General features: G+C 66.8%; 22 protein-coding genes and 1 pseudogene. 12 read left to right on the top strand and 11 right to left on the bottom strand.

What is annotated here, in order from left to right:
* Nucleotides 1-71: 71 nt before the first annotated feature.
* Nucleotides 72-482, top strand: coding sequence for a nitroreductase family deazaflavin-dependent oxidoreductase (locus EET10_RS12980; RefSeq protein WP_036400889.1), 411 nt, complete (start codon nt 72-74; stop codon nt 480-482).
* Nucleotides 483-573: 91 nt separating this feature from the next.
* Here EET10_RS12980 and EET10_RS12975 read toward each other — a convergent pair whose 3' ends face one another.
* Nucleotides 574-1,611, bottom strand: coding sequence for an alcohol dehydrogenase catalytic domain-containing protein (locus tag EET10_RS12975; RefSeq protein WP_036400892.1), 1,038 nt, complete (start codon nt 1,609-1,611; stop codon nt 574-576).
* 49 nt (nt 1,612-1,660) lie between these two features.
* On the opposite strand from EET10_RS12975, the gene EET10_RS12970 reads away from it, so the two are divergent.
* Nucleotides 1,661-2,227 carry a TetR/AcrR family transcriptional regulator gene (locus EET10_RS12970; protein WP_122502202.1) on the top strand — a complete coding sequence of 189 codons (567 nt, stop codon included), beginning with the start codon at nt 1,661-1,663 and terminating at the stop codon, nt 2,225-2,227.
* A 2-nt stretch (nt 2,228-2,229) separates the two neighbouring features.
* Here EET10_RS12970 and nadC read toward each other — a convergent pair whose 3' ends face one another.
* The 3 genes from nadC to nadA are packed head-to-tail and all read right to left on the bottom strand — an operon-like array spanning nt 2,230 to nt 5,716.
* Nucleotides 2,230-3,087, bottom strand: a complete 858-nt coding sequence (gene nadC, locus EET10_RS12965) for a carboxylating nicotinate-nucleotide diphosphorylase (RefSeq protein WP_122502201.1) — start codon at nt 3,085-3,087, stop codon at nt 2,230-2,232.
* Nucleotides 3,087-4,661 (bottom strand): L-aspartate oxidase, encoded by a 1,575-nt coding sequence (locus EET10_RS12960; RefSeq protein WP_036400898.1) that lies wholly within the window; start codon nt 4,659-4,661, stop codon nt 3,087-3,089. The genes nadC and EET10_RS12960 overlap by 1 nt, the downstream gene beginning before the upstream one ends.
* Entirely contained in the window at nt 4,658-5,716 is a 1,059-nt protein-coding gene (gene nadA / locus EET10_RS12955) for a quinolinate synthase NadA (RefSeq protein ID WP_063468585.1), read from the bottom strand. The genes EET10_RS12960 and nadA overlap by 4 nt, the downstream gene beginning before the upstream one ends.
* Nucleotides 5,717-5,762: 46 nt before the next feature.
* Between nadA and EET10_RS12950 the strand changes: the two genes are divergently transcribed.
* On the top strand, nt 5,763-6,485 hold the full coding sequence (locus EET10_RS12950; protein WP_036400900.1) for an NUDIX hydrolase: 723 nt from the start codon (nt 5,763-5,765) through the stop codon (nt 6,483-6,485).
* Between the two features lie 308 nt (nt 6,486-6,793).
* The gene (locus EET10_RS12945; RefSeq protein WP_036400902.1) at nt 6,794-8,134 is read left to right on the top strand and encodes a lipase family protein; all 1,341 of its coding nucleotides are present in this window, start codon (nt 6,794-6,796) and stop codon (nt 8,132-8,134) included.
* Nucleotides 8,135-8,140: 6 nt separating this feature from the next.
* Here the strand turns inward: EET10_RS12945 and EET10_RS12940 are convergent, their stop codons facing one another.
* From EET10_RS12940 to bioB, 3 genes are read right to left on the bottom strand one after another with little or no spacing between them, the layout of a single operon-like run.
* Nucleotides 8,141-8,773, bottom strand: a complete 633-nt coding sequence (locus tag EET10_RS12940) for a DUF2567 domain-containing protein (protein ID WP_063468606.1) — start codon at nt 8,771-8,773, stop codon at nt 8,141-8,143.
* 47 nt (nt 8,774-8,820) lie between these two features.
* Complete coding sequence (bsaP, locus tag EET10_RS12935; RefSeq protein ID WP_036400905.1) at nt 8,821-9,048, bottom strand: biotin synthase auxiliary protein BsaP; 228 nt, start codon at nt 9,046-9,048, stop codon at nt 8,821-8,823.
* A gap of 13 nt (nt 9,049-9,061) precedes the next feature.
* The gene (gene bioB / locus EET10_RS12930) at nt 9,062-10,123 is read right to left on the bottom strand and encodes a biotin synthase BioB (RefSeq protein ID WP_122502200.1); all 1,062 of its coding nucleotides are present in this window, start codon (nt 10,121-10,123) and stop codon (nt 9,062-9,064) included.
* Nucleotides 10,124-10,396: 273 nt separating this feature from the next.
* Here bioB and EET10_RS31635 point away from each other — a divergent pair, with 273 nt between their 5' ends.
* The 4 genes and pseudogenes from EET10_RS31635 to EET10_RS12915 all read left to right on the top strand — a co-directional run bounded on the left by EET10_RS31635 (nt 10,397) and on the right by EET10_RS12915 (nt 14,185).
* Nucleotides 10,397-10,525 (top strand): hypothetical protein, encoded by a 129-nt coding sequence (locus tag EET10_RS31635; protein WP_099188333.1) that lies wholly within the window; start codon nt 10,397-10,399, stop codon nt 10,523-10,525.
* A gap of 95 nt (nt 10,526-10,620) precedes the next feature.
* On the top strand, nt 10,621-12,456 hold the full coding sequence (locus tag EET10_RS12925; protein ID WP_122502199.1) for a V-type ATP synthase subunit I domain-containing protein: 1,836 nt from the start codon (nt 10,621-10,623) through the stop codon (nt 12,454-12,456).
* 4 nt (nt 12,457-12,460) lie between these two features.
* The gene (locus EET10_RS12920; protein WP_036400910.1) at nt 12,461-12,823 is read left to right on the top strand and encodes a hypothetical protein; all 363 of its coding nucleotides are present in this window, start codon (nt 12,461-12,463) and stop codon (nt 12,821-12,823) included.
* Nucleotides 12,824-12,837: 14 nt separating this feature from the next.
* Nucleotides 12,838-14,185 (top strand): annotated as a pseudogene (locus EET10_RS12915) (hypothetical protein).
* Here EET10_RS12915 and EET10_RS12910 read toward each other — a convergent pair.
* Genes EET10_RS12910 through EET10_RS12895 form a run of 4 tightly spaced genes read right to left on the bottom strand, consistent with a single transcriptional unit; the run spans nt 14,186 to nt 17,840 of the window.
* Nucleotides 14,186-14,695: a 2'-5' RNA ligase family protein gene (locus EET10_RS12910; protein ID WP_036400913.1), complete on the bottom strand. Its 510-nt coding sequence runs from the start codon at nt 14,693-14,695 to the stop codon at nt 14,186-14,188.
* On the bottom strand, nt 14,695-15,369 hold the full coding sequence (bioD, locus tag EET10_RS12905; protein WP_036400915.1) for a dethiobiotin synthase: 675 nt from the start codon (nt 15,367-15,369) through the stop codon (nt 14,695-14,697). Before bioD ends, EET10_RS12910 begins: the two co-directional genes overlap by 1 nt.
* The gene (locus tag EET10_RS12900; protein ID WP_036400917.1) at nt 15,366-16,526 is read right to left on the bottom strand and encodes an 8-amino-7-oxononanoate synthase; all 1,161 of its coding nucleotides are present in this window, start codon (nt 16,524-16,526) and stop codon (nt 15,366-15,368) included. The genes bioD and EET10_RS12900 overlap by 4 nt, the downstream gene beginning before the upstream one ends.
* A gap of 6 nt (nt 16,527-16,532) precedes the next feature.
* Entirely contained in the window at nt 16,533-17,840 is a 1,308-nt protein-coding gene (locus EET10_RS12895; RefSeq protein ID WP_063468605.1) for an adenosylmethionine--8-amino-7-oxononanoate transaminase, read from the bottom strand.
* A gap of 84 nt (nt 17,841-17,924) precedes the next feature.
* On the opposite strand from EET10_RS12895, the gene EET10_RS12890 reads away from it, so the two are divergent.
* The 4 genes from EET10_RS12890 to glgX all read left to right on the top strand — a co-directional run bounded on the left by EET10_RS12890 (nt 17,925) and on the right by glgX (nt 24,016).
* Nucleotides 17,925-18,341, top strand: coding sequence for a hypothetical protein (locus tag EET10_RS12890; RefSeq protein WP_176586652.1), 417 nt, complete (start codon nt 17,925-17,927; stop codon nt 18,339-18,341).
* 334 nt (nt 18,342-18,675) lie between these two features.
* Entirely contained in the window at nt 18,676-19,500 is an 825-nt protein-coding gene (gene ripD, locus EET10_RS12885; RefSeq protein ID WP_063468578.1) for an NlpC/P60 family peptidoglycan-binding protein RipD, read from the top strand.
* A gap of 86 nt (nt 19,501-19,586) precedes the next feature.
* Nucleotides 19,587-21,743 carry an acyltransferase family protein gene (locus EET10_RS12880; protein ID WP_122502198.1) on the top strand — a complete coding sequence of 719 codons (2,157 nt, stop codon included), beginning with the start codon at nt 19,587-19,589 and terminating at the stop codon, nt 21,741-21,743.
* An 89-nt stretch (nt 21,744-21,832) separates the two neighbouring features.
* On the top strand, nt 21,833-24,016 hold the full coding sequence (gene glgX / locus EET10_RS12875) for a glycogen debranching protein GlgX (RefSeq protein ID WP_099188331.1): 2,184 nt from the start codon (nt 21,833-21,835) through the stop codon (nt 24,014-24,016).
* Nucleotides 24,017-24,018 lie beyond the last annotated feature (2 nt).

The raw sequence follows: 24,018 nt of genomic DNA, 5'->3' as shown, positions 1-24,018 counted from the left end.
CAGAGCAGCTCAACTCGATATCCGGCCGGTACAGTGCCGGTAGAACGGCTCCATCCCGGAAAGGTAGCCACATGTCGGCAAAGGATCACCCAAACAACGCCCCCGGCGTGCCGATGGTGTTCCCGCCCTGGTTCGAGAACTTCCAGATCAAATACATCAATCCCGCGCTCAAACCGATCGCCCGCTACCTGCCCGGAGCAGCGACCATCACCCACCGCGGCCGCAAATCCGGCAAGCCGTACCGCACCATCGTGACCGCCTACCGTAAAGGAAACGTGCTGGCGATCGCGCTGGGCCACGGCAAGACCGACTGGGTCAAGAACGTGCTGGCCGCCGGCGAAGCCGACGTGACGTTCACCCGCCGTCAGGTGCATATCACCAACCCGCGGATCCTGCCCGCCGGTTCCGACGGCGCGGGGTTGCCGTTTATGGCGCGCATGCAGGCGGGTCGGATGGGAATATTCGTCGCCGACATCGCCTGAGCTCAGCTCCGTGTGCTTCCGGGCTTGCGGATGCGGGATGTATCCCGCGTCACGCCCGACACCCTCGGAGCAGGGTCGGGGCAAGGCGCGATCAGGCGCTGGCGAACACAGTCTTTCCAGTCATCGCCGGCCAGGCCGACGGCGCGTCGTCCCACGCCACCACGCGATCGACGGCGGGCGATAGGTCGCAGCCGCCGGCGATCACGCCCAGGATTTCCGGGATGACGGCACGCGCGTTGACGCGGCCGGTCACAAACCGCACTCCACGGGTGTACATCGACAGCAACGGCATCTCGACCGTGGGTTGGTAGTAGATCCCGGTGTCGGTGCATACTCCGTCCGGCCAGGTGGCCCGTAGCGTGGCGGCCAGCACCGACGGGTCGGCCGAGGTGTGCACCGTGACCGGATACGGGTCCCACTCCTTGGCTGGCTTCGGCCGGTCATGCACGGTTGCCCCGAGCTTTTCGGCGACCGCGAGGCGCTGCGCGTCAGTGTCGACGTAGTCGACGTGAGCTCCCAGCGCCGCCGCGAAGGCCGCGGCGTACAGCCCGATCGACAACCGCCCGACCACCAAGACCCGGCGGTCGGCGGGCTCGAGCCCGGACAAGTCGTCCTTGAAGGGCCCCACGGTGCGCCAGGCGTCGGGAATGTTGTCCGACAGCGACGCAATGGCGATCAGGTCGCTGGGATTGATGCCGGCAGGAACCGCAACCAGCATCGCGTCGGCGTAGGGCACCGACACCAGGTCGGCCATGAATCCACCGCCATCCAGACCGGCGAGCGGACGCATCCCGTACATCGCCATCAGCGGCACCGAGTTGCACGAGCCCGTCATGCCGCGACGACATTCACGGCACGTGCCGCAGCTGATCTGGAAGGGCACCACCACCCGGTCGCCCACGCGGATGGTGGTGACGGCGTCGCCGACCGCCACGACTTCGCCGACCCCCTCGTGACCGACCGGATACCCGGGTGGCAGCGGCGCCCGGCCATCGACCACCGCGACATCGAGGTCACAGCAGGCCACGACCAGGGGCCTCACCAGCGCTTGGTCCGGGGTGGTGAGCACCGGGTCCGGCGCCTCGCGCCATCCGTATCGCCCGGTCTCTTCGAAAACCAATTGTCTCATTCCGATATTCTTGAGTGATCACTCAAGAATTGACAAGTATTTTTTACCCATGCCCAGACCAGATCACAGCCGTGCGGCGTTGATCGATACAGCCGCCACGCTGTTCCGTCGTCAGGGGTACGCAGCGACCGGGCTGAAGCAGATCCTCGACGACGCGGGCGTCAAAGCCGGGTCGCTCTACCACCACTTCCCCGACGGCAAGCAAGAGTTGGCCGCTGCGGTCGTCGGCACGGCGGGGGCCGCCATCGAGCAACTCCTGCGCAGGTTCCTGGCCACCGACCGGCCGGTGGCTGACGTCGTCGACCAATGGGTCGACCTGTTGGTCGCGGGACTGGCCGGCGACCATCGCGACGGCTGCCCGATCGAGCCGATCGCCACCGAAGCCGTGCACGCCAGCCCGCTGGTCCGCGAGGCCTCCGCACACGCATTCAAAGGATGGTGTGCGGCGATCGCGGAGCGGCTTCACGCCGAAGCTTGGGCGGCCACCGATGCGGAATCGGTTGCGCTCGCCGTGGTTTCGTTGATCGAGGGAGCCCTGGTCCTGTCCCGCGTCGCCGGCGATGCGGCCGCGCTGCACGCCGTCAAACCGGCAGCGCGCACCCTCCTGTGCGGCTAGACCTACATATCCAAACCGATATCGAGGACGCGCACCGAGTGCGTCAGCGCCCCCACCGCCAAGTAGTCCACCCCGGTTCGGGCGTAGGTCGCCGCGGTCTCGAGGCTGAGCCCGCCGGACGACTCGAGCAGCACGGTGGGTGCGCGTGCATCGCGTCGCTGGACCGCCGTCTGGGTCTGCCACACGGGGAAGTTGTCCAACAGGATCAATTCGGGCTTTTCGGGCAACACCGCATCGAGTTGCTCGAGCGAGTCGACCTCCACCTCGCACGGCAGCTCGGGTGCGGCAGTGCGCACCGCTCGCAACGCCTCGACCACCGATCCCGCGGCGGCGACGTGGTTGTCCTTGATCAACGCCGCATCCCCAAGGCCCATCCGGTGATTGACGCCACCGCCGACGCGCACCGCATATTTCTGCAACGCACGCAGACCCGGCAACGTCTTGCGGGTGTCGCGGATCTTGGCCTTGGTGCCGTGCACCGCGTCGACCCAAGCCGCAGTCACCGTGGCGATTCCCGACATGTGGCAGATCAGGTTGAGCATGGTGCGCTCAGCGGTCAGCAGTCCGCGCACGTCGGCCCGGAGGGTCAGCAACGGCTCGCCCGGCTGCAGCCGCACGCCGTCATCGACGCGGTCGAGCACCCGGTATCCGCCCTTGCCGATCACCTCGTCCAGCACCATCAGGGCGACGTCCACTCCGGCGATCACACCGACTTCCCGGGGAACCATCGACGCTGTGGCCACCGCGCCGTCGGGTACCGTCGCGGACGTGGTGACGTCCGGCCCGAAGCTCAAATCCTCATCGAGTCCGCGCCGAATGGTCTCCCGAGCAGCATCCCGTTCCCGGTCAGACAGCGTCATCAGCCCACCGCAGCCAACGCCGGCACACCCACCGTGTGGTCGTCATCGGCCAACCGAACCACGATGCTGCGCGCCTGCTCCGGGGCGGCGTCCTGGTACTCGGCACGATGGTGACAGCCGCGGCTTTCGGTGCGCGCCAAGGCGGCGGCAGCCACGACGCGGGCCGCAACCGCCAGCGACACGTCTTCGAAATCGCGACGGCCCGCGACCCTGCGCACCGGCCCGGCCAGCGATCCGGACAGCTGCTGCAGCCCGTCGGCGGTGCGCACCACCGATGCTTCCCGACTCATCGCCCGTTGCAGCTCGGCACGCTCTGGGGCAGTGTGCAGGGTCGGCTCAGGCAAGTTCGCGTGGCGCGGCCCGACCACCGCCGCATGTGCGGCCGCAGCCCTTCCGGCCCGGCCGCCGACCACAAGGCCTTCGAGCAAACTGTTGGAGGCCAGCCGATTGGCGCCGTGCATCCCGGTGCGGGCAACCTCACCGGCGGCGAACAACCCGGGCAGTTCGGTCTGGCCGGATACGTCGGTGACGACGCCGCCGCAGCTGTAATGCGCGCCCGGGACCACCGGGATGGGTCGGCGGACCGGGTCGATGCCGACGGCCCGGCACGAGCCGGTGACGGTCGGGAACCGCGATTCGAAACCGTCAATACCACGCGCGTCGAGGTAAACGCACGGCTCGCCGGTGGCCCTCATCCGTGCGTCGATTGCCGCCGCGACGACATCGCGAGGCGCCAGGTCACCCATCGGGTGTACGCCTGCCGTAATGGAACGGCCTTGGCGGTCAAGCAATTTCGCTCCCTCGCCGCGCAGCGCCTCGCTGACCAGCGGGCACCGGCCGCCGCTGCCCACCGCGTAGAGCATCGTCGGATGGAATTGGACGAACTCGAGGTCGCTGACCGCCACACCGGCCCACAACGCCAGCGCGATGCCGTCGGCGGTGGAGCCGTCGGGGTTGGTGGTCGCGCTGTACAACTGCCCGAGCCCGCCGGTGGCCAGGATCACCGACGGAGCACTGATGATGCCGAGACCGTGCGAGCTGAGCACCAACACGCCGGTCACCGCGGCGTCGTCGTGAAGCACCCGCACGACCACATGGCTGCTGCGAATGTCCAGCGCCCCGGCCGCGCGATCGAGCGCCCGCTGGACCTCGGCGCCGGTGGCATCGCCACCGGCATGCACGATACGGCGCTGCGAGTGCCCGCCTTCACGCGTGAGTGCCCAACGGCCGGGCGATGATTCGTCGAATCGCGCTCCGTCGCCGACGAGTTCGGTAACCGCACGGTAGCCGTCGGCGACGATCGAGTACACCGCCTCGGCGTCGCACAAGCCGGCCCCCGCGGCCAGCGTGTCGGCGACGTGCGCCTCGACGGAATCGTCGGTGTCCGGCAGCACCACCGCTATGCCGCCCTGCGCGTAGTGTGTCGCGGTCACCCCGACCAGCCGGGCCGCCTTGTTGAGCACCACGACGCTGCGTCCCGCGCGATGGGCCGCCAGCCCGGCGGCCAGGCCGGCCACGCCGGTACCGACCACAACGACGTCGACGGCATCGCGCCAGGCGGGAGCGGTCCTCATTCGCCACCGCCGGGCTGTCCGATTTCGATCATCCGCTGGACACTGCGTCGGCCCGCAGCCGCCACGTCGGGGTCGACGTGGACTTCGTCGGCCCCCTCCACCAGACAACGCAACAAAGCCGCGGGCGTGATCATCTTCATGTACTTGCAGGACGCACGGTCGTTGACCGCCTGAAAGTTCACGTCCGGCGCCGCGCGCCGCAGTTGATGCAGCATTCCGACCTCGGTGGCCACCAGCACCTTGCGGGCACGCGTTCGGCGGGCAGCGTCGAGCATGCCACCGGTGGACAGGATCTTCACCCGCTCTTGCGGGAAGGCGCCTTCGCCGGCCAGGTAGAGCGCCGAGGTAGCGCAGCCACATTCCGGGTGTACGAACAGCTCCGCGTCGGGATTGGCGCGCGCCTGGTCGGTGAGCTCGTCACCGTTGATCCCGGCGTGCACATGGCATTCGCCGGCCCATACGTGCAAATTCTGGCGGCCGGTGACGCGGCGCACGTGTGCGCCGAGAAATTGGTCCGGGCAGAACAGCACCTCGCGATCAGGGTCGATGGACGCGACCACGTCGACTGCGTTCGACGACGTGCAGCAGATATCGGTGAGCGCCTTCACCTCGGCTGTGGTGTTGACGTAGGAGACGACGACCGCGCCGGGGTGCTCAGCCTTCCAGGCACGCAATTCGTCAGCAGTGATGGACTCGGCCAGTGAGCAGCCGGCCCGTTGGTCGGGAATCAGCACCGTCTTGTGCGGGCTAAGGATCTTGGCGGTCTCAGCCATGAAGTGCACGCCGCAGAAAACGATGGTGTCTTCGGGCGCATCGGCGGCGATGCGCGACAGTGCCAGTGAATCCCCAATATGGTCGGCGACGTCTTGAATGGCGGGGAGCTGATAGTTGTGGGCCAGTATCGTGGCTCCGCGTAATCGTGCCACCCGGCGCACTTCCGCGGCCCACCGCGCGTCGCCCTCGACCCCGGTATAGCCGGTTGGCGTATCAGTGATCCGGGCGGTCATGTCGGTAATGCCCGTGCCGAGCGTGTCCATGCGACTCAAGACCGTCACTGCGGCTCCTTTCACGCCAGCAGGTTTTCGACTTACAATCGAAAACATGCCCCATGGTAACACCGCGCATGAAGTGCTGGCCGTCGTATTCCAGGTTCGCATGGTCACCGTCGGCCGGGAGCAACGGTCGAGTGCCGAGAAGCCGCAGCTCAACGTGCTGTTATGGGAACGCGCCCAGGACCCGCAGAAGGGCGCGTGGTCGCTGCCGGGGGGACGGCTGCGCAACGACGAGGATTTGACAACCTCGGTTCGCCGCCAGTTGGCCGAGAAAGTCGATCTGCGTGAGCTGTCCCATCTCGAACAGCTGGCCGTGTTCTCCGATCCGCATCGGGTGCCGGGCACTCGGGTGATCGCGTCGACCTTCCTCGGGCTGGTTCCCTCCCCCGCGACCCCGGAGTTGCCCGACGATACCCGCTGGCATCCGGTGAATTCACTGCCGCCGATGGCTTTCGACCATGGCCCGATGGTGGCCCATGCCCGCGCCAGGCTGGTCGCCAAAATGTCGTACACCAATATCGGGTTCGCCTTGGCTCCCAAAGAATTCGCGCTGTCCACGCTGCGCGGTATCTACGGTGCCGCGTTGGGCTATCAAGTCGATGCCACGAACCTGCAGCGGGTCCTGGCGCGTCGCAAGGTGATCACGCAGACCGGTACCGTGGCCCAATCCGGGCGCAGCGGCGGCCGCCCGGCGGCGCTCTACCGGTTCACCGATTCGCAGCTGAGGGTCACCGACGAATTCGCCGCATTGCGGCCTCCCGGCCAAGCCTGAAGATTCCGGGCACGACAGCTTCGGCTTCCGGAGCATTTCCGGGCCGGCGTGTCGGCAAGGATCGCGGTCTCACCGGATCTGATTGCCCAGGTCATCGATTGTGACGAGCGGCACGCCGCCCCCTTATCGCTCCAGCAACCGACGATGCCGTAAGTTGCATAAGAACTGAGTAAGGCTATATAAGAGGTAGCTAAGAGGCGCTGGCCGCCGTTGAGGTGCCGGTGCCTGACTATGACTGGGCTAATTGCGCTGTCTCCTGGTCCGGGACGGATTGATGCGCGAGACGCCAAGGCCGAGAAGGGAGCCTGATGGTTAGCGTCGGCAATCTGGCGGATGCGCGCGCCGCGGAATGGATCGGCCGGCCAACGCATGAGGAGTTGCAGCGCAAGGTGCGCCCACTGCTGCCGTGCGACGATCCCTTTTATCAGCCGCCGGCGGGCTACCAGCATGCCGAGCCCGGAACGGTACTGCGATCACGCGACGTCGAGCTGGCGTTTCTGGGTTTGATACCGCAATCGATCACTGCGACCCAGCTGCTGTACCGGACGACCGATATGAACGGCAACCCCGAGGCGACGGTGACCACGGTGATCCTGCCCGCCGAAGCCGCACCGGGGAAGACCTGTCCGCTGTTGTCGTACCAGTGTGCGATCGACGCCATAACCTCCCGCTGCTTTCCGTCCTATGCGCTGCGGCGCCGGGCCAAGGGCCTCGGCTCATTGACTCAGCTGGAGCTGTTGCTGATCACCGCCGCCGTCGCAGAGGGTTGGGCGGTCTCGGTACCCGACCACGAGGGCACGCGGGGACTGTGGGGGGCTCCGTACGAGCCCGGCTACCGCGTCCTGGACGGCATCCGCGCGGCCCTGAATTCGGAACGTCTCCGGTTGTCCCCGTCGGCGCCGATCGGGCTGTGGGGCTACTCGGGCGGCGGTCTCGCCAGCGCCTGGGCCGCTGAAATGTCCGGGGACTACGCGCCGGAGCTGGACATCGTCGGGGCGGTGCTGGGATCACCGGTCGGCGACCTGGGTAACACTTTCCGCCGGCTCAACGGCACCCTGCTCGCTGGTCTGCCCTCGCTGGTGGTGGCTGCGCTCGCACACACTTACCCCGGGCTGGACCGGGTGATCAAGCAACACGCCAACGACGCCGGGATCGACCTGCTCAAGCGGCTGGAGGGGATGACGACCATCGAGGCGGTCGTCCGCACGGCGAACAAGAACTTGGGCGACTATTTGGACGAGCCGCTCGAGGATATCCTGTCCACCCCCGAGATCGTGCACGTCTTCCAGGACATCAAGCTGGGTGCGGCGGTACCGGCACCCCCGGTCCTGATCGTGCAGGCGGTCCACGACTATCTCATCGACGTCGACGACATCGACGCGCTGGCCGAGGCGTATTCGGCCGGCGGCGCCAGAGTCACCTACCATCGGGATGCCTTCAACGAACACATGGTGCTGCACCCGCTGTCGGCTCCGATGACGCTGCGCTGGCTCACCGACCGATTCGCCGGGCGCCCGCTGAGCGAACATGTCATCCGGACAACTTGGCCTACCATGTTCAACCCGATGACCTACGCCGGCATGGCCCGACTGGCCGTCATTGCCGCCAAGGTCATCACCGGACGTAAAGTCCACCGCCGACCGCTCTGACGGCGGTTAAGCCACTCCGGCTTCTGACACCGGCTCGGTCGGCGCGTTCGACGCCTGCTCAGCAACCGGACAGCGGCCCAAGTCATCACGTGCGGTCCCGGCCGCGATCAGCGCGTACACCAGTGACGCGGTGGCCGCCGGCGACAGTAGCGTGGCCGCTACCAGCGACGGCCGCCAGGCAAAGAACACCGGCGGCGCCTGCGTGACGTACGTCAACGAATGATCGCCGCTTGCCAGCGGCACGGTGTCGAAATCCAGCGCGCCGTAGCGCAACCGAACCAGCAACGCCCCCACCGCCGCCGCTGCGGCCGCAGCGCCGACCAAGCCGACCGAAAGCGCGACGACCATCCCCGGTCCCCGGTATTCGCGCCACTGCCACACCAACACTGCCGCCACCACCGCCACCACACCCGACAATCCGAGCATCAAGAACGGGGCGATGAAGAAGTTTTGCGATTCTTCGCCCAAATAGTCGTGCACCCGTTCGCCCGTGCGGGTGAGCGCCACAACCGCATGAATCGGTGGCGCTATCCAGGCCCACAGCGCACCGACCACCACACCGGTCAGCGACAAGCCGAGCACTACCGTGACGGCTGCAGTTCTACGGGATGTTCGAGCGGCTGGCGGTGCCCCCGGCACGGTGACAGCCTGCGGCGCTGCAGAATCCTGAGGTACAGATTCGCCGGTCACCGCTGCGTCTCCAGGTCGGACGAATCCACCTGTCCGTGGCGGGAACACTGTGCCCGCCAGCCATCGGGACGAACTTGCACGATCATTCGCCGGCCGCACTCCGCGCAGAACCGCGGCGGCTCGAGGCCCAACTGGGCAGCGGTTGGGGTGGCCGTGCCCGCCGGTTGCCCGGTGTAGACGTTGTAGACGCCACCACCGACCGGATCGCCCAGCTTTTCGACCATGCGTGCTGCCTGCTCACAGGGTCGCGTTGAGGGCCTTGATCGGCATCTGCAGGTCGTCCAGCAGTTGCAGGTCGGCCTCGGCAGGGCGGCCGAGGGTGGTCAGGTAGTTGCCGACGATCACCGCGTTGATGCCGCCCAGAATCCCCCGTCTGGCACCAAGGTCGCCCAGGGTGATCTCGCGGCCACCGGCGAAACGCAGCATCGTGCGCGGCAGCGCCAGCCGGAAGGCACCCACGGCCTTGAGCGCTTCGCTGACCGGCAGCACCTCCAAGTCACCGAAGGGGGTTCCCGGCCGCGGGTTGAGGAAGTTCAACGGCACCTCGTCGGGGTTCAGCTCGGCCAGGTTGGCCGCGAATTCGGCCCGCTGCTCCAACGTCTCGCCCATGCCGAGGATGCCTCCGCAGCACACCTCCATGCCGGCGTCACGCACCATCGTGAGCGTCTGCCACCGCTCCTCCCAGGTGTGCGTGGTGACGACGTGGGTGAAGTAGGAGCGAGCGGTCTCCAGATTGTGGTTGTAACGGTGCACGCCCATCGCCGACAGCTGCTCAACCTGCTCGGCGGTCAACATGCCCAGCGAGCAGGCAATGTTGATCTCGACTTCGTTGCGAATCGCCTCGATGCCCGCCGCGACCTGGGCCAGCAGCCTGTCGTCGGGCCCGCGGACCGCGGCCACGATGCAGAACTCGGTGGCACCGGTCTTGGCGGTCTGCTTGGCCGCTTCGACCAGGCTGGGAATGTCGAGCCAGGCGCTGCGCACCGGCGACGTGAAGAGGCCCGACTGGGAGCAGAAATGACAGTCCTCCGGGCAGCCGCCGGTCTTCAGGCTGATGATGCCTTCCACCTCGACGTCGGGGCCGCACCACCGCATCCGCACCTCGTGCGCCAGCCCCAACAGCTCCTCGAGCCGGTCGTCGGGCAGCTGCAGCACCTGCAGCACCTGGGCCTGGGTCAGACCCTCACCACGCTCGAGCACCTGCTGCCGAGCCTCGGCCAAAATGTCGGCCGGAATGTCCGCGTCGGGCACGCCATGCTGGCCGGCATCGGTCGTCGGTCGAATCGGCGCGTGAGTCACCAGGTGCTCCCCTGCATCATCTTGTCGTGTCCGGGTGTGCGGACCCGCAGCTAGTTTCTGGCCCACTTCCGGCCGCACGGGCACGCGCGGCCGGAAGCAAACGGTGTTCAGGCTAGGGTAACGGTCTGCGTAGGCCCGCCAGCTTATGGGCATACTGCCGCGCCCGGTGCTGGGCATGGGCGTGGGCATGGGCGTGGTCACCGGTTGCCGTGGGTACGGTGATCGTATGGGCCGATTTCGATGGCCCGCCTAAGAGCCCGGACCGTAACCACCATGACGACTCACCTGCACGTCGAGTACGCGGCTCACCATGCGCTTTTGCTGGCGATACCGGCGTTCTTGCCCGCTGTCATCGCCGTCGCTGTGGTGCTTTATGTCGCCATGCGCGACCGGCGCAGCTGACGAAACAGGATTGACGAGCGCTTCGTCTGGGCATCCGACATGCGGAACGAGTCAGCGGCCCGCCGATAGATTCCACGGGCCTGGACCTGGAGGCGATGGCGATGGGTTTGACGGTTGTCGCGGAGGCCGCTCCCGCGCGTGGTGCCGGGTTGCATCAAGTGATCGGCCTTTCGATAGCCGCCGTGGTGATCACGGTGGTGATGCTGTGGATCGGTCATGCGCACCGCAGTCACCGGATCAGCTGGCTCGGCAGATTCGCCGACTGGATGGCCGTCAAGTTCAAACGCCCCTCTTGGGTGGCGCTGCCGGTGCTGGTCTTCACCACGTCGATCATCTGCGCGCTGTTCGGCTTCATCTGGGATGTCAGCTGGCACATCGGCAGCGGCCGCGATTCCGGCCCGCTGGCCAACCCGGCTCATTACTTCATCATCATCGGCCTGTTCGGCGTATTCCTGGCCGGCATGATCGCGGTGGTGCTGCCTTTCGACAAGCCGGGACCCGCCCCGGTGCGCATCACCAGCAACTGGCACGCCCCGGTCGGCGGTGTGTTGATGGCCGGCTGTGGGCTTTACGCGATGATCGGCTTTCCGCTGGACGACATCTGGCACCGCATCTTCGGCCAGGACGTCACCCTCTGGGGCCCGACCCACTTGATGATGATCGGCGGCGCGGGGTTTTCCCTGTTCGCGGTGCTCATGCTGGAGTACGAAGGCGGGCGGGCCCAGTCAGAAGGGGATACCGAACGTCGGTTCGTGAAATTCCTGCGTTATCTGTCCTGCGGCGGATTGCTGATCGGCTTGTCGGTCTACCAGATCGAATATGACTTCGGTGTGGAGCAGTTCCGGCTGGTACTGCAGCCGATGATGATCGCCGGCGCCGCTGCGCTGGGTCTGGTCGTGGCTCGCATGACGATGGGCCGTGGCGCCGCGATCGTGGCGGCGTTGTTCGCCATTGCGCTGCGCGGGGCGGTTGCCTTGCTGGTGGGACCGATCTTGGGGGCTCCGACGAACTGGTTCCCGTTGTATCTGGGTCCCGCGGTCGTGGTCGAATTGCTGGCGTTCACCCCAGTGTTCAAGCGTCCGATCGCTTTTGGCGCCGTCGCCGGCCTGGGTGTCGGCACTGTCGGGCTGTGGCTGGAATCACTGTGGATCGGGGCGGTCTATCACTATCCGTGGCCGGTCAGCATGTGGGACGAGGCGCTGGCGATGGCGGTGCCCGTGGCGGTGCTGGCCGGGCTATGCGGGGCGATGACCGGCATGGTGCTCACCGGCCAGCGGTTGCCGCGTCGCGGTATCGGAATCGCGGTCGTAATGGTAACGGTGTTGGCGATCGGCGGCGCAGTGGCCAACGGCCTGCACATCGTCGTTCCGGAGCGGGCGAACGCGACCATCACGCTGACCGACCTTCCTAGCGACCCGGGCCAGCGCATGGTGTCGGCCGACGTGCAGATCAACCCGCCCGACCTGGTCAAGGGCAATCCGGAATGGGTCACGATCCTGTCTTGGCAGGGCGGCATGCAGAACCGCCGCGGCCTGGTGATCGACCGACTCGATCGAGTCGGCCCCGGCCACTATCGGTCCACGCAGCAGGTTCCCGTCTGGGGTTCGTGGAAGACCCTGCTGCGGGTTCAAGATGGTTACACCACGACCGCCGTGCCGATTTACGAGCCGGCCGATGAGGCCATTCCGGCGGCTGAGGTGCCGGCCTTGGCTTCCAGCACCAGGCCGTTTGTCCAGGAAATCACGATTCTTCAGCGCGAACGCGATCAGAGCACGCCGTTGTGGTTGTTCACCACGGGATCGGTGGTGGTGCTGATCTTCACGCTGCTGGTGATTGCGGCGCTGACGTGGGGCGCGGGCCGGATTAATGCCGCCGAGACTGCCCCCAGGGAGTCCGAAGAGGAGAAACAACCTCTTCCCCGAGCGGCGTAGCGCCATGATTCGCCGCCTTGCCAGCACCTGGGTGCCGGTGCTGATGTGGGGTATGGCCGCCTGCGGCGGCGCGCCGAGCCAGCCCACCGCCGCGACCCCGAGCCTTGCCGTCGATGTCACCATCGCCAATGGCCACGTAACGCCGGCCAACGCCACCCTGCAGGCCAGGGTCGAGGAGCCGATCACCCTGCGGGTCACCAGCGACGCCGCTGATGAACTGCACGTGCACTCGGTGCCCGATCACAAGTTCCAGGTCGCAACCGCGCCGAACCAGACGTTTCAGTTCAGCGTGGATGTGCCCGGCAACGTCGACGTCGAGTTGCATCACCTCAAACGCACCATCGCCACGACTCACGTTCAGCCGTGACCGGCGCCGACGGCATGGCGGTGTTGGCGCATGGCCTGGCGGGTCGAGCGATCTGCCGGTGCCGTACGCCTATGCGATGATCGGGGCGGCCTGGGCATTGACGTTCACGTTCGCCCTCGTCGCAGTTGCATGGCGGCAGCCACGGTTCGATCCGGCCAAGCCCGGACACCCGCTGCCCCGGTCGGTGACCACCCTGGTTGATTCCCGCGTCACCCGCTGGACAGCTGCCGGGCTGGCGTTGGCATTCGCGCTGTGGGTGGTGCTGGCCGGAATATGGGGTCCGCAAACGCAGGCCAACGGCCTGCTGGGAGCCTTCTATGTGCTGCTGTGAGTCGGGTTGGTGGCGGTGTCGCTGGTGTTCGGCCCGGTGTGGCGGGTGATCTCGCCGGTACGGACGGTGTATCTGCTGCTGCAACGTTGCATCCCGGAGCGCATGAGTCGGCCGCGGTCGGCCTGCCCCGACGCCTGGGGGTACCGGCCGGCCGCGGTGGGCCTCTTCGGTTTCGTCTGGATGGAATTGGCCAGTCCGGACCCGGCATCGCTGACCGGGGTGCGGACCTGGTTACTGGTCTACGCCGTGGTGCTGCTGGGCGGAGCCTGGTTGTGCGGCCAGCGCTGGCCGGCGCGAGCGGACCCGTTCGGCGTCTACAGCATGGCGGTTTCGCGGCTTTCACCTTTTTGGCGGAATCGGTCCTCAGGGCAAGTAGTGGTGGGCAACCCGTTCAACCATCTGCCGTCGCTGCCGGTGCGCCCGGGGGTGGTCATGATGCTGGCGGTGCTGCTCGGTTCGACGGCGTTCGACAGTTATTCGTCGTCACCGACCTGGCGCAACTTCTCCGACCGGCTGACGGGCTCGGTCCACGGTGTGCCGGAAACGCTGGCGTCGTCGGCGTTGCGAACCGTCGGCCTGCTCGTCTTCATTTCGGTTGTCGCAGTGTCGTTTTCGCTAGCGGCGCGGGCCACCGGCGACGTCGACCGCCCGCGGCGTCACGCCTTGCCCGGGCAGATGGCGCACTCGCTGATCCCGATCGTGGTGGGTTACATCTTCGCGCACTACTTGACTTACCTGGTCGAGCGTGGGCAGCAGACGGTCATTTCTCTTGCCGATCCATTCGCGCGGGGGTGGAACCTGCTGGGGCTGGCGCACCTGCATGTCGCCTACGTGTTGTCCACGCACCCGCCCGTGCAGCCACGATCAAGGTCGCGTGCGTGGTCACGGGGCACGTTGTTGCGGTGATCGCGGCACACGACAAGGCGCTGCGGCTGCTCCCGGCGGGCTATCAGCTCACCGGGCAGCTCACCATGATGCTGGTCATGGTCGGCTACACGTTCACCGGCTTGTATCTGCTCTTCGGCGGATAGTCAGCCGATTGGGTGCTCGAGCCGCTTGTTGCCCTCCCAGCGACGCAAACCCGTGAAGCCGCCGGCGAGCTGCGCCGGCCGTCCCGCGATCCGCAGTGCCCGTCCCAGCTGGCTGCCACCCACCCGACGAGCCAGCGTGACATGGGCGGTCCAGTGGCCGGGCAGGCTGTTGGACATCGGTGCGGGCGTCAGGTGCGGGAGGCAAAGTCGGTGCACCTGTGCCTGCAGCGTCAACAACTCGGTCGTCGGCACCACGAGCCGCGCGAACACGACGTTGGCCCGGCCGAATAACACCGCAGCGCCGACCTCACAACTCAGCGGCAGCGTTGCGGCGACCGGACGGAGCAACTCGTCGACCTCGGAGTCGATGTGGTCAGCAACGGCCAGCGTCACGTGCGGACGGCTGGCCGGCGCCTGGCTGGGTATGCCGGCGGCCGCCAGCTCGTCCCAGATGCGACGAATTGCCGCCTCGGTATCGGGGTCGAAAACCAGCTCGATCGAGTGAACCATCAGCCGACCAGCGTTCTTACCCACTCGGGCTGGAACGCGGCCGCGCCGATGGCCGCGAAGTCTTCGGCCACCCCGGCGCCCGCTGGAAGTACCGCCCGCACCGGAGCCATCCGGGCCAGCGCTGACCGATTCGACGTCTCCACCAAGCCGGGGCGGGCCGGCCAACTGCCGATCACCAGACCGGCACAGGAAATCCCTTGAACGGCAAGTGCTTCCAGAGTCAGCGCAGTGTGGTTAAGGGTGCCCAGTCCGGCGCCGACCACGACCAGCACCGCGGCCCGCAGCGCGGCGGCCAGATCGCGCAGCGTAACCCCGCCGTCGGCGAGCTCGACCAGTAACCCGCCAGCGCCCTCGACCAAGGTCAACCGGCCGGGCCGGTCGACGCCCCGGACGAGCTGCACCACCTGATCGCGTGTGGGCAACGCCATCCCGGCCTGCTCCGCCGCCGCGGCCGGCGCCATGGGCAGCGGGTAGCGGGCCAACCCGGCAAGCTCGGTCACCCCAGACAGCCGGCCCACCTCGGCCAGGTCGTCGTCGCCGGCGCCGGTGCCGGTCTGCACCGGTTTACACACCGCTACGTCGATGCCGGCCTGGCGCGCGTGTGACGCCAGCGCCGCACTGGCGATGGTCTTACCGACGCCGGTGCCGGTCCCGGTGACGAGCAGTACGGTCAACCGCGCGCCACAGCCAGGACGCCGGTCAGGACTCGTCGAGCCAACTCCAGCTCGTCGGGACTCAGCGAGGCGCGCGCCGTCAGCCGCAACCGCGACGTCCCGGCGGGCACCGTCGGAGGACGAAAACAGCCGACCCTGACCCCGGCGTCCAGGCAGGCCACCGCGGCGGCCACCGCCACCTCCGGATCACCCAGCACCACCGACACCACCGCGGATTCCGGCGCCGTCGGCACCCCGCAGGTCCCGGCCAAGTGGCGGGCATGCGCAAGCACCGCGTCGGGTCGCCACGGCTCGGCCTTCAGCACTCGCAGCGCGGCACCAGCCGCGCCCACCGCCGCAGGTGCCAGACCCGTGTCGAAGATGAACGGCCGGGCCGCGTCGATCAGATGCGCACGCACCGCCGCTGGTCCTAAGACCACACCGCCCTGACTGCCCAGCGCCTTGGACAACGTCGTCGTCATCACCACATCGGGCGCACCCGCCAGCCCGACTTCGTGCAACAGTCCCCGCCCGCCGCCGCGTACCCCCAGGCCGTGCGCCTCGTCGACGATGAGCAACGCCCGGTGCCGGCGGCACACCCCGGCCAACTCGCGTATGGGGGCCAGGGTGCCGTCGGCGCTGAACACCGAGTCGGTGACGACGACGGCGCGTTCCTCGTCGCGCGATCCCAACACCGCCGCCACCGCATCGAGGTCGCGGTGGGGGGCGACGACCACACGGGCCCGCGAAAGACGGCAAGCATCAACCAGGGACGCGTGCGAATAGGCGTCGGACACCAGCAGCGAGCCGGGACCGGACAAGCCCACGACAGCTCCGAGGTTGGCGGTGTACCCGGAGGAAAACAGCAACGCTGAGGAGGCGCCGACATACTCGGCGATCTCGGCTTCGAACTCCTGGTGCAGTTCGGTGTCGCCGGTGACGAGTCGCGAACCGGTTGCGCCGGCACCCCACACACGCAGCGCCTGGACACCACCCTCGATGACATCGGGATGCTGGGACAGACCGAGGTAGTCGTTGGAGGCCAAATCCAATTCGGTGGCTACGGCGGGACGTGGCCGCAGCGAGCGGCGCAACCCGGCCGCGTGCCGTTGCCGTTCGACATCGTCCAGCCACGCCAACGGCGACGTCTCGGTCGGTGCCTTCGCAGAGGCGTTCATAGGCGTTCAGACTACGAGTCGCGCGACTTCCACCATCGCGGAGGTGATCTGCGCGATCTCGGCGGGCGGGCAGATGTAGGGCGGCATCGCGTAAATCAGGTTGCGAAACGGGCGCAGCCAGACACCCTGATCCAGAGCCGCCGGGGTGGCGACAGCCAGGTCGACCGGGCGGTCGCATTCGATGACGCCGATAGCGCCGCACACCCGCACATCGGCCACCGCGGGCAGGGCTCGGGCCGGTTTGAGCCCAGCGGTCAGCCCGCCCGATATTTCGGAGATCCGCGAACGCCAGTCCTGTTCGAGCAGCACTTCGATGCTGGCCACCGACACCGCGCAGGCGAGCGGATTTGCCATGAAAGTGGGTCCGTGCATCAGCGCACCGGCCGCACCGGTGCTGATGGTGTGCGCAATGCCGGTGGTACACAATGTGGCGGCCAGGCTGAGATATCCGCCGGTGAGCGCCTTTCCGACACACATGATGTCCGGGCTCACCCCGGCATGGTCGGCGGCGAACAGTTCGCCAGTGCGGCCGAATCCGGTGGCGATCTCGTCGAAGATCAACAACACCTCGTGGCGACGGCAGATGTCGCGCACGTCACACAAGTAACGCGGGTCGTGGAAGCGCATTCCGCCCGCGCCCTGCACGACCGGCTCCACGATCACCGCGGCCAACTCGGCGGCATGCTCGGCCAGCTGCGCCTCGAACGCCGAGCTGTAGCCGGGGTCGTAGTCCCGCGGCACCTGCGGAGCGAACACCTGCCGGGCCAAGATGTCGGTCCACAGCGAATGCATGCCGCCGTCGGGATCGCAAATGCTCATCGGCGTGAACGTGTCGCCGTGATAGCCGCCTCGCCAGGTCATCAGCCGGTGCTTGGCGGGCCGGCCGCGGCTGCGCCAATACTGCAGCGCCATCTTCACCGCCACCTCTACCGCCACGGAGCCCGAGTCGCTGAAGAAGACGGTGTCCAGGCCGGGCGGAGTCAGCTCGACCAGCAGCCGGCCCAGCCGGGCCGCCGGCTCATGCGTCAGGCCGCCGAACATCACGTGGTTCATCGTGGCCAGCTGAGTGGTTAATGCCGCGTCCAGAACGCGATGGCCGTGCCCGTGAATCGCGGTCCACCAGGAGCTCATCGCGTCGAGTGCCCGGATCGGGCGACCGTCGCGGATCAACGTGAGCCAGGCGCCATGTGCGGCGACCGCCACTACGGGCGGGACCGCCTCGGCGCCGATGGTGCTGTACGGGTGCCAGAGGTGGGCGGCGTCGATCGCGCTGATCTGCTCGGGCGTCAACCCGGGCGTTACCGCGGCAGCCATGGAGACCGAGAGTAATGCAGACGCCGCACGGCCCATCGCGGTCGCGGGTCGCGCAAACACCGGTCATCCGGGAGCATGCATGGCATGGCCGCGCCCGATCCCGAAGACCGTCCGAGCTCCGCTACCGCCGACCCTCAGGCTCCGCGCGTGCTCAAGCTGCGGATAGTCCCGTGGGATGTGGTCAGTACCGTCGCGGTGTCGGCGCTGCTGCTGTACCTGGTCACCGCAACCAGTTGGCCGTCGCGGCTGTTCGCTTTCACCGACAACGTGTGTCTAACCGAGGATTGCCCGCCCGTGCCGTACGGCGCCAACTACTACATCTATCCGGTGATGTGGGGCGGTATCGGCGCCGCCATTGCCGCCGCCGTCATCGGCCCGTTCGTGTCGATGGTCAAGGGCTGGTACATGTCCTTCTGGCCGATCATCGCGGTCGGCGTCATCACCATCACGTCCGTACTCGGGTACGCGCTGGCCGGCTTCAGCGAACGTTTTTGGCACTGATCGCCGCATCTGATTGAACACCTGGCCGCAGCCTCTTTGAGACCGAAATCACAACTGCCCGCAGAAGATTGGGACCAGTGCAGTCACTGTCCGGTCACGTTAAGACAAAAAATTCCGGTAAACCCTGGCGATCGTCGGTTTCGGTTGTCAAAGTGACTGTAGTGACTGGTGTGAATTAAGTGGTTTCGGCCGAATGATTCACACTTCCGAGTGCATGCAGCGCCGTGAGGTCTCGACGTAGCGGCCACCGCGGCGGTCATGCAACGGCGGCGGACGCGCGAAGTCACCGCGCTGACGCAAGAAGGGCCCGGCAGGGTCCAGGAGGTTGATCCCCATGAAACGCATCTACGCCTTCGCCATTGGTCTGGCGATGATGGTCAGCCCGATGGCGGCCGTCCCGAGCCTCGCGGCCGCCGACCCAGGCCTGAGGTCGACGGATTACCAGCAGGCCACCGACGCCGTCATCGCCCGCGGTCTTTCGCAACGCGGGGTGCCATTCTCCTGGGCCGGCGGCGGTGTCACCGGCCCCACCCGCGGCAAAGGTTCCGGCATCTACACCGTCGGATTCGACGCGTCGGGTCTGATCCAATACGCCTACGCCGGCGCCGGGATCAAGCTCCCGCGTTCCTCCGGCGAGATGTACAAAGTGGGCCAGAAGGTCCTACCGCAGCAGGCACGCAAGGGCGACCTGATCTTCTACGGTCCCGAAGGCACCCAAAGTGTCGCCATGTATCTCGGCAACGGCCAGATGCTGGAGGTCGGCGACGTCGTTCAGGTGTCGCCGGTACGAAGCAGCGGCATGACCCCCTACCTGGTCCGGATCCTCGGTATCCAGACCGCGCCCGGGCAGCAGCTGCCGGCGCAGACACCACTGCCGCAGGCACCGGTACAGCAGACACCGCTGCCGCAGACACCGTTGCAGCAGGCGCCCGCGACCCAGGCACCACTGCAGCAGTTGCCCGCGCAACAGGCACCACTGCAACAGCTGCCGGCCCAACAGGCACCACTACAGCAGGCGCCGTTGCAGCAGGCGCCCGCAACCCAGGCACCGCTGCAGCAGCTGCCGGCACAGCAGGCACCACTGCAGCACATGCCGGCGCAGCAAGCGCCCGTGCAGCCGGCCCCGGCGCAGCCTGCGCCGGCCGGCACCCCCCGGTAAGCGTCTCGACCTCCCAGCAACCCGCCACCGGTCCCCGCTGCTCAGCGCGGGGCCGGTGGCGGGTTTCGGTAAATTAGCGGTCGATCATGCAGACCCTGGCACCGCCTCCTACACCGACCGCGATGGGGTCGCGGGCGGCGGGCTTTTATCGGCATGACCTCGACGGCTTGCGGGGTGTCGCGATAGCGCTGGTCGCCGCGTTCCACGTGTGGTTCGGCCGCGTTTCCGGCGGAGTGGACGTGTTCCTGGCGCTGTCCGGCTTCTTCTTTGGCGGCAAAGTACTGCGGGCGGCCCTTGATCCAGGCGCGAAGCTCTCGCCGGTCACCGAGGTGGTCCGGCTGATCCGCCGCCTGCTTCCGGCGCTGGTCGTCGTTCTCGCCGGCTGCGCGTTGCTCACCGTGCTGGTGCAGCCACAGACCCGCTGGGAGACGTTCGCCGACCAGAGCCTGGCCAGCCTGGGCTATTACCAGAACTGGGAATTGGCCAACTCGCAGTCGGACTACCTGCGCGCCGGCGAAGCCGTCAGCCCGCTGCAGCACATCTGGTCCATGTCAGTGCAGGGCCAGTTCTATGTGGCATTCCTGTTCCTGGTTGCCGCGTGTGCATATGTATTCAGGCGTCCGCTGGGCCCCCGCCTGCGAACGCTGTTCGTCGTGCTGCTCAGCGCGCTCACGATCGCGTCGTTCGGCTACGCGATCGCCGCGCACCAGGCCAACCAGGCCAACGCGTATTACGACAGCTTCGCGCGGGCGTGGGAGCTGCTCCTAGGGGTGCTCGTCGGCGCGTCGGTGCCCTACATCCGGTGGCCGATGTGGCTGCGGACCATCGCCGCCGCCGCGGCGCTGGCGGCGATCTTGTCGTGCGGCGCCCTGATCGACGGCGTCAAGGAGTTCCCCGGACCCTGGGCGCTGGTGCCCGTCGGGGCAGCGATGCTGATGATCATGGCCGGAGCCAACCGGCAAGCCCATCCCGGTACCAGCCATCGACTGCCGCTGCCGAACCGGGTGCTGGCGATCGGGCCGCTGGTGACCTTGGGGGCGATGGCCTACTCGCTATATCTATGGCATTGGCCGCTGCTCATCTTCTGGCTCTCCTACACCGGCCACCGGCAGGCGAACTTCGTCGAGGGCGCAGCGGTGCTCCTGGTGTCGGGCTTGCTGGCCTACCTGACGCTTCGCCACGTCGAGGACCCCCTGCGGTACCGGGCGTCCACCACCACCGCCGTCGCCGCCGCGAAAGCAACTCCCGCCGCGGTGCGCTGGCAGCTGCGATTGCGCCGGCCGACCATCGCGCTGGGCTCGATAGTGGTGCTGCTGGGCGTGACTTTGACCGCGACGTCGTTCAGCTGGCGTGAGCATGTCATCGTCGCCCGCGCCTCCGGCAAGGAACTCAGCGGACTCAGCGCCAACGACTATCCCGGTGCCCGAGCCCTGACCAACCATGCCCGGGTGCCCACCCTGCGGATGCGTCCCACCGTCCTGGAAGTCAAAGAGGACCTGCCGGCGTCCACCCGCGATGGCTGCATCAGCGACTTCGTCAATCCTGCGCTGGTCAACTGCACCTACGGCGACGGGGACGCGCCCCGTACCTTAGCGCTGGCCGGCGGGTCACATGCCGAACACTGGCTGCCGGCGCTGGACCTGCTCGGGCGTTTGCACCACTTCAAAGTGGTGACGTACCTCAAGATGGGCTGTCCGCTGTCCACCGAGGAAGTCCCGTTGATCATGGGCAACAACGCCGCGTACCCACAGTGTCGCGAGTGGGTGCAGGCGACCATGGAAAAACTTGTCGCCGATCGTCCCGATTACGTGTTCACCACGTCTACCCGGCCGTGGAACATCAGGCCCGGCGACGTGATGCCGGCCACCTACATCGGGATCTGGCAAACGTTGTCGGACAACAACATTCCTATCCTCGCCATTCGAGACACCCCGTGGATGGTCAAGGACGGCCAACCATTCAAGCCGGCGGACTGCCTGGCCAAGGGCGGCAATGGGCAATCCTGCGGGATCAAGCGGTCCGACCTGCTCTCCGACTACAACTCCACCCTGGATTTCGTGGCGCAGTTTCCGCTGCTGAAGCCCATCGACATGTCGGATGCGATATGCCGCCAGGATTTCTGCCGCGCGGTCGAGGGGAATGTGCTGATCTACCGCGACTCTCACCACCTGACCCCGACGTATATGCGAACCATGGCACCCGAGCTGGGGCGACAGATCGCGGCGATCACCGGCTGGTGGTGATGGGGCGCCGTCCCGATGCGGCGCGAAACAGCCGGACACGAGCTCGAATCACCAAACGGCGCCATACCGAACGCGGATAAGGTCAAGCCATGTCGCCGAACAACACCGAACGCTCAGGCGAAATTCGGCCCACACTGCCCACGGTGTGGCCGGGCACCCCGTATCCGCTGGGAGCCACCTATGACGGCGCCGGCACCAACTTTTCGGTGTTTTCCGAAATCGCCGAAGAAGTCCAACTGTGCCTGATCGCCGACGACGGCAGCGAGACGCGGATCTCCCTGGACGAGGTCGACGGATACGTCTGGCACGCCTATCTGCCGAACATCATCCCGGGCCAGCGCTATGGGTTTCGGGTCCACGGGCCATTCGATCCCTCGGCCGGCCATCGCTGTGATTCCAGCAAATTGCTGCTCGACCCGTACGGGAAAGCCTTCGACGGCGATTTCACCTTCGGGCAGGCGCTGTTCTCCTACGACATGAGCGCAGTGGATCCAGAAGCCGATTCGGCCGACCCAGGCATCCCGCCCATGGTTGATTCCCTGGGCTCCACCATGACCAGCGTCGTGATCAACCCGTTTTTCGACTGGGGCTACGACCGGGCACCGGTCACCCCGTATAACGAGACGGTCATCTACGAGGCTCATGTCAAGGGGATGACGCAAACTCACCCCGGCATCCCCGAGCAACTACGCGGCAGCTACGCCGGCCTGGCGCACCCGGTGATCATCGACCACCTCAAGTCGCTGAACGTCACCGCGATCGAACTGATGCCGGTACACCAGTTCCTGCACGACTCCCGGCTACTCGACTTGGGCTTACGAAACTACTGGGGCTACAACACGTTTGGCTTTTTCGCCCCACACAACCAATATGCGTCCAACCGGCAACCCGGCGGCGCGGTGGCCGAGTTCAAATCGATGGTGCGCAGCCTGCATGAAGCCGACATCGAGGTGATCCTGGACGTGGTGTACAACCACACTGCCGAAGGCAACCACCTGGGTCCCACGATCAACTTCCGCGGCATCGACAACGCCGCATACTACCGGCTCGTCGACACGGACCTGCGGCTGTACAAGGACTACACCGGTACCGGTAACAGCCTCAACGCCCGCCACCCACACGTGCTGCAACTGATCATGGACTCGCTGCGCTACTGGGTGCTCGAGATGCACGTCGACGGATTCCGCTTCGACCTGGCCGCGACCCTGGCCCGAGAGCTGCACGACGTGGACCGGTTGAGCGCATTCTTCGATCTGGTACAGCAGGATCCGGTGGTCAGCCAGGTCAAGTTGATCGCCGAGCCCTGGGACGTCGGTGAGGGCGGCTACCAGGTCGGCAATTTTCCCGGTTTGTGGACGGAGTGGAACGGGAAGTATCGGGATACTGTGCGTGACTATTGGCGGGGCGAACCCGCAACCCTGGGCGAGTTCGCCTCCCGGCTGACCGGGTCGTCGGACCTCTACGAGGCGACCGGCCGCCGCCCCAGCGCCAGCATCAACTTCGTCACCGCCCACGACGGCTTCACCCTCAACGACCTGGTGTCTTACAACGAGAAGCACAACCAGGCCAACGGCGAGGCCAACCGCGACGGCGAAAGCCACAACCGGTCGTGGAACTGCGGCGTCGAAGGACCCACCGACGACCCCGACATCACGGCGCTGCGCCGCCGCCAGATGCGCAACTTCTGGGCCACCCTGATGCTCAGCCAAGGCACACCGATGATCTTGCACGGCGACGAGATCGGGCGCACCCAGGACGGAAACAACAACGTCTACTGCCAGGACTCCGAATTGTCGTGGATGGACTGGACTTTGGTGGACAAGAACTCGGATCTGCTGACCTTCGCGCGCAAGGTGACCACGTTGCGCAAGAACCATCCGGTGTTTCGTCGGCGCCGGTTCTTCGAAGGCGAACCGATCCGAAGCGGCGACGAAGTGCGCGATATCGCCTGGTTGACGCCGGACGGCCGGGAAATGACACACGAGGACTGGGGCAAGAGCTTTCACCAGTGCGTGGCGGTGTTTCTCAACGGCGACGCGATCACTGCACCCAATGCCCGAGGTGAGCGCGTCGTCGACAATTCATTCCTGTTGTGCTTCAACGCTCACGGCGAACCGGAGGACTTCGTGATGCCCCATGGCAGCTACGCGCAGGAGTGGACCGTCGAACTCGACACCAACGACCCGACCGGTGACACCGATCAGGTCCTCAACGCCGGAGAGCAGTTCTCACTGCCCGCCCGTTCACTGCTCGTACTGCGTAAGACGTTGTGACA

The sequence above is a fragment of the Mycobacterium pseudokansasii genome (genome assembly GCF_900566075.1).
Lineage (GTDB): Bacteria > Actinomycetota > Actinomycetes > Mycobacteriales > Mycobacteriaceae > Mycobacterium > Mycobacterium pseudokansasii.
The sequence above is the reverse complement of the archived record's forward strand: the minus strand, read 5'-3'. Positions and strand labels throughout refer to the sequence as shown.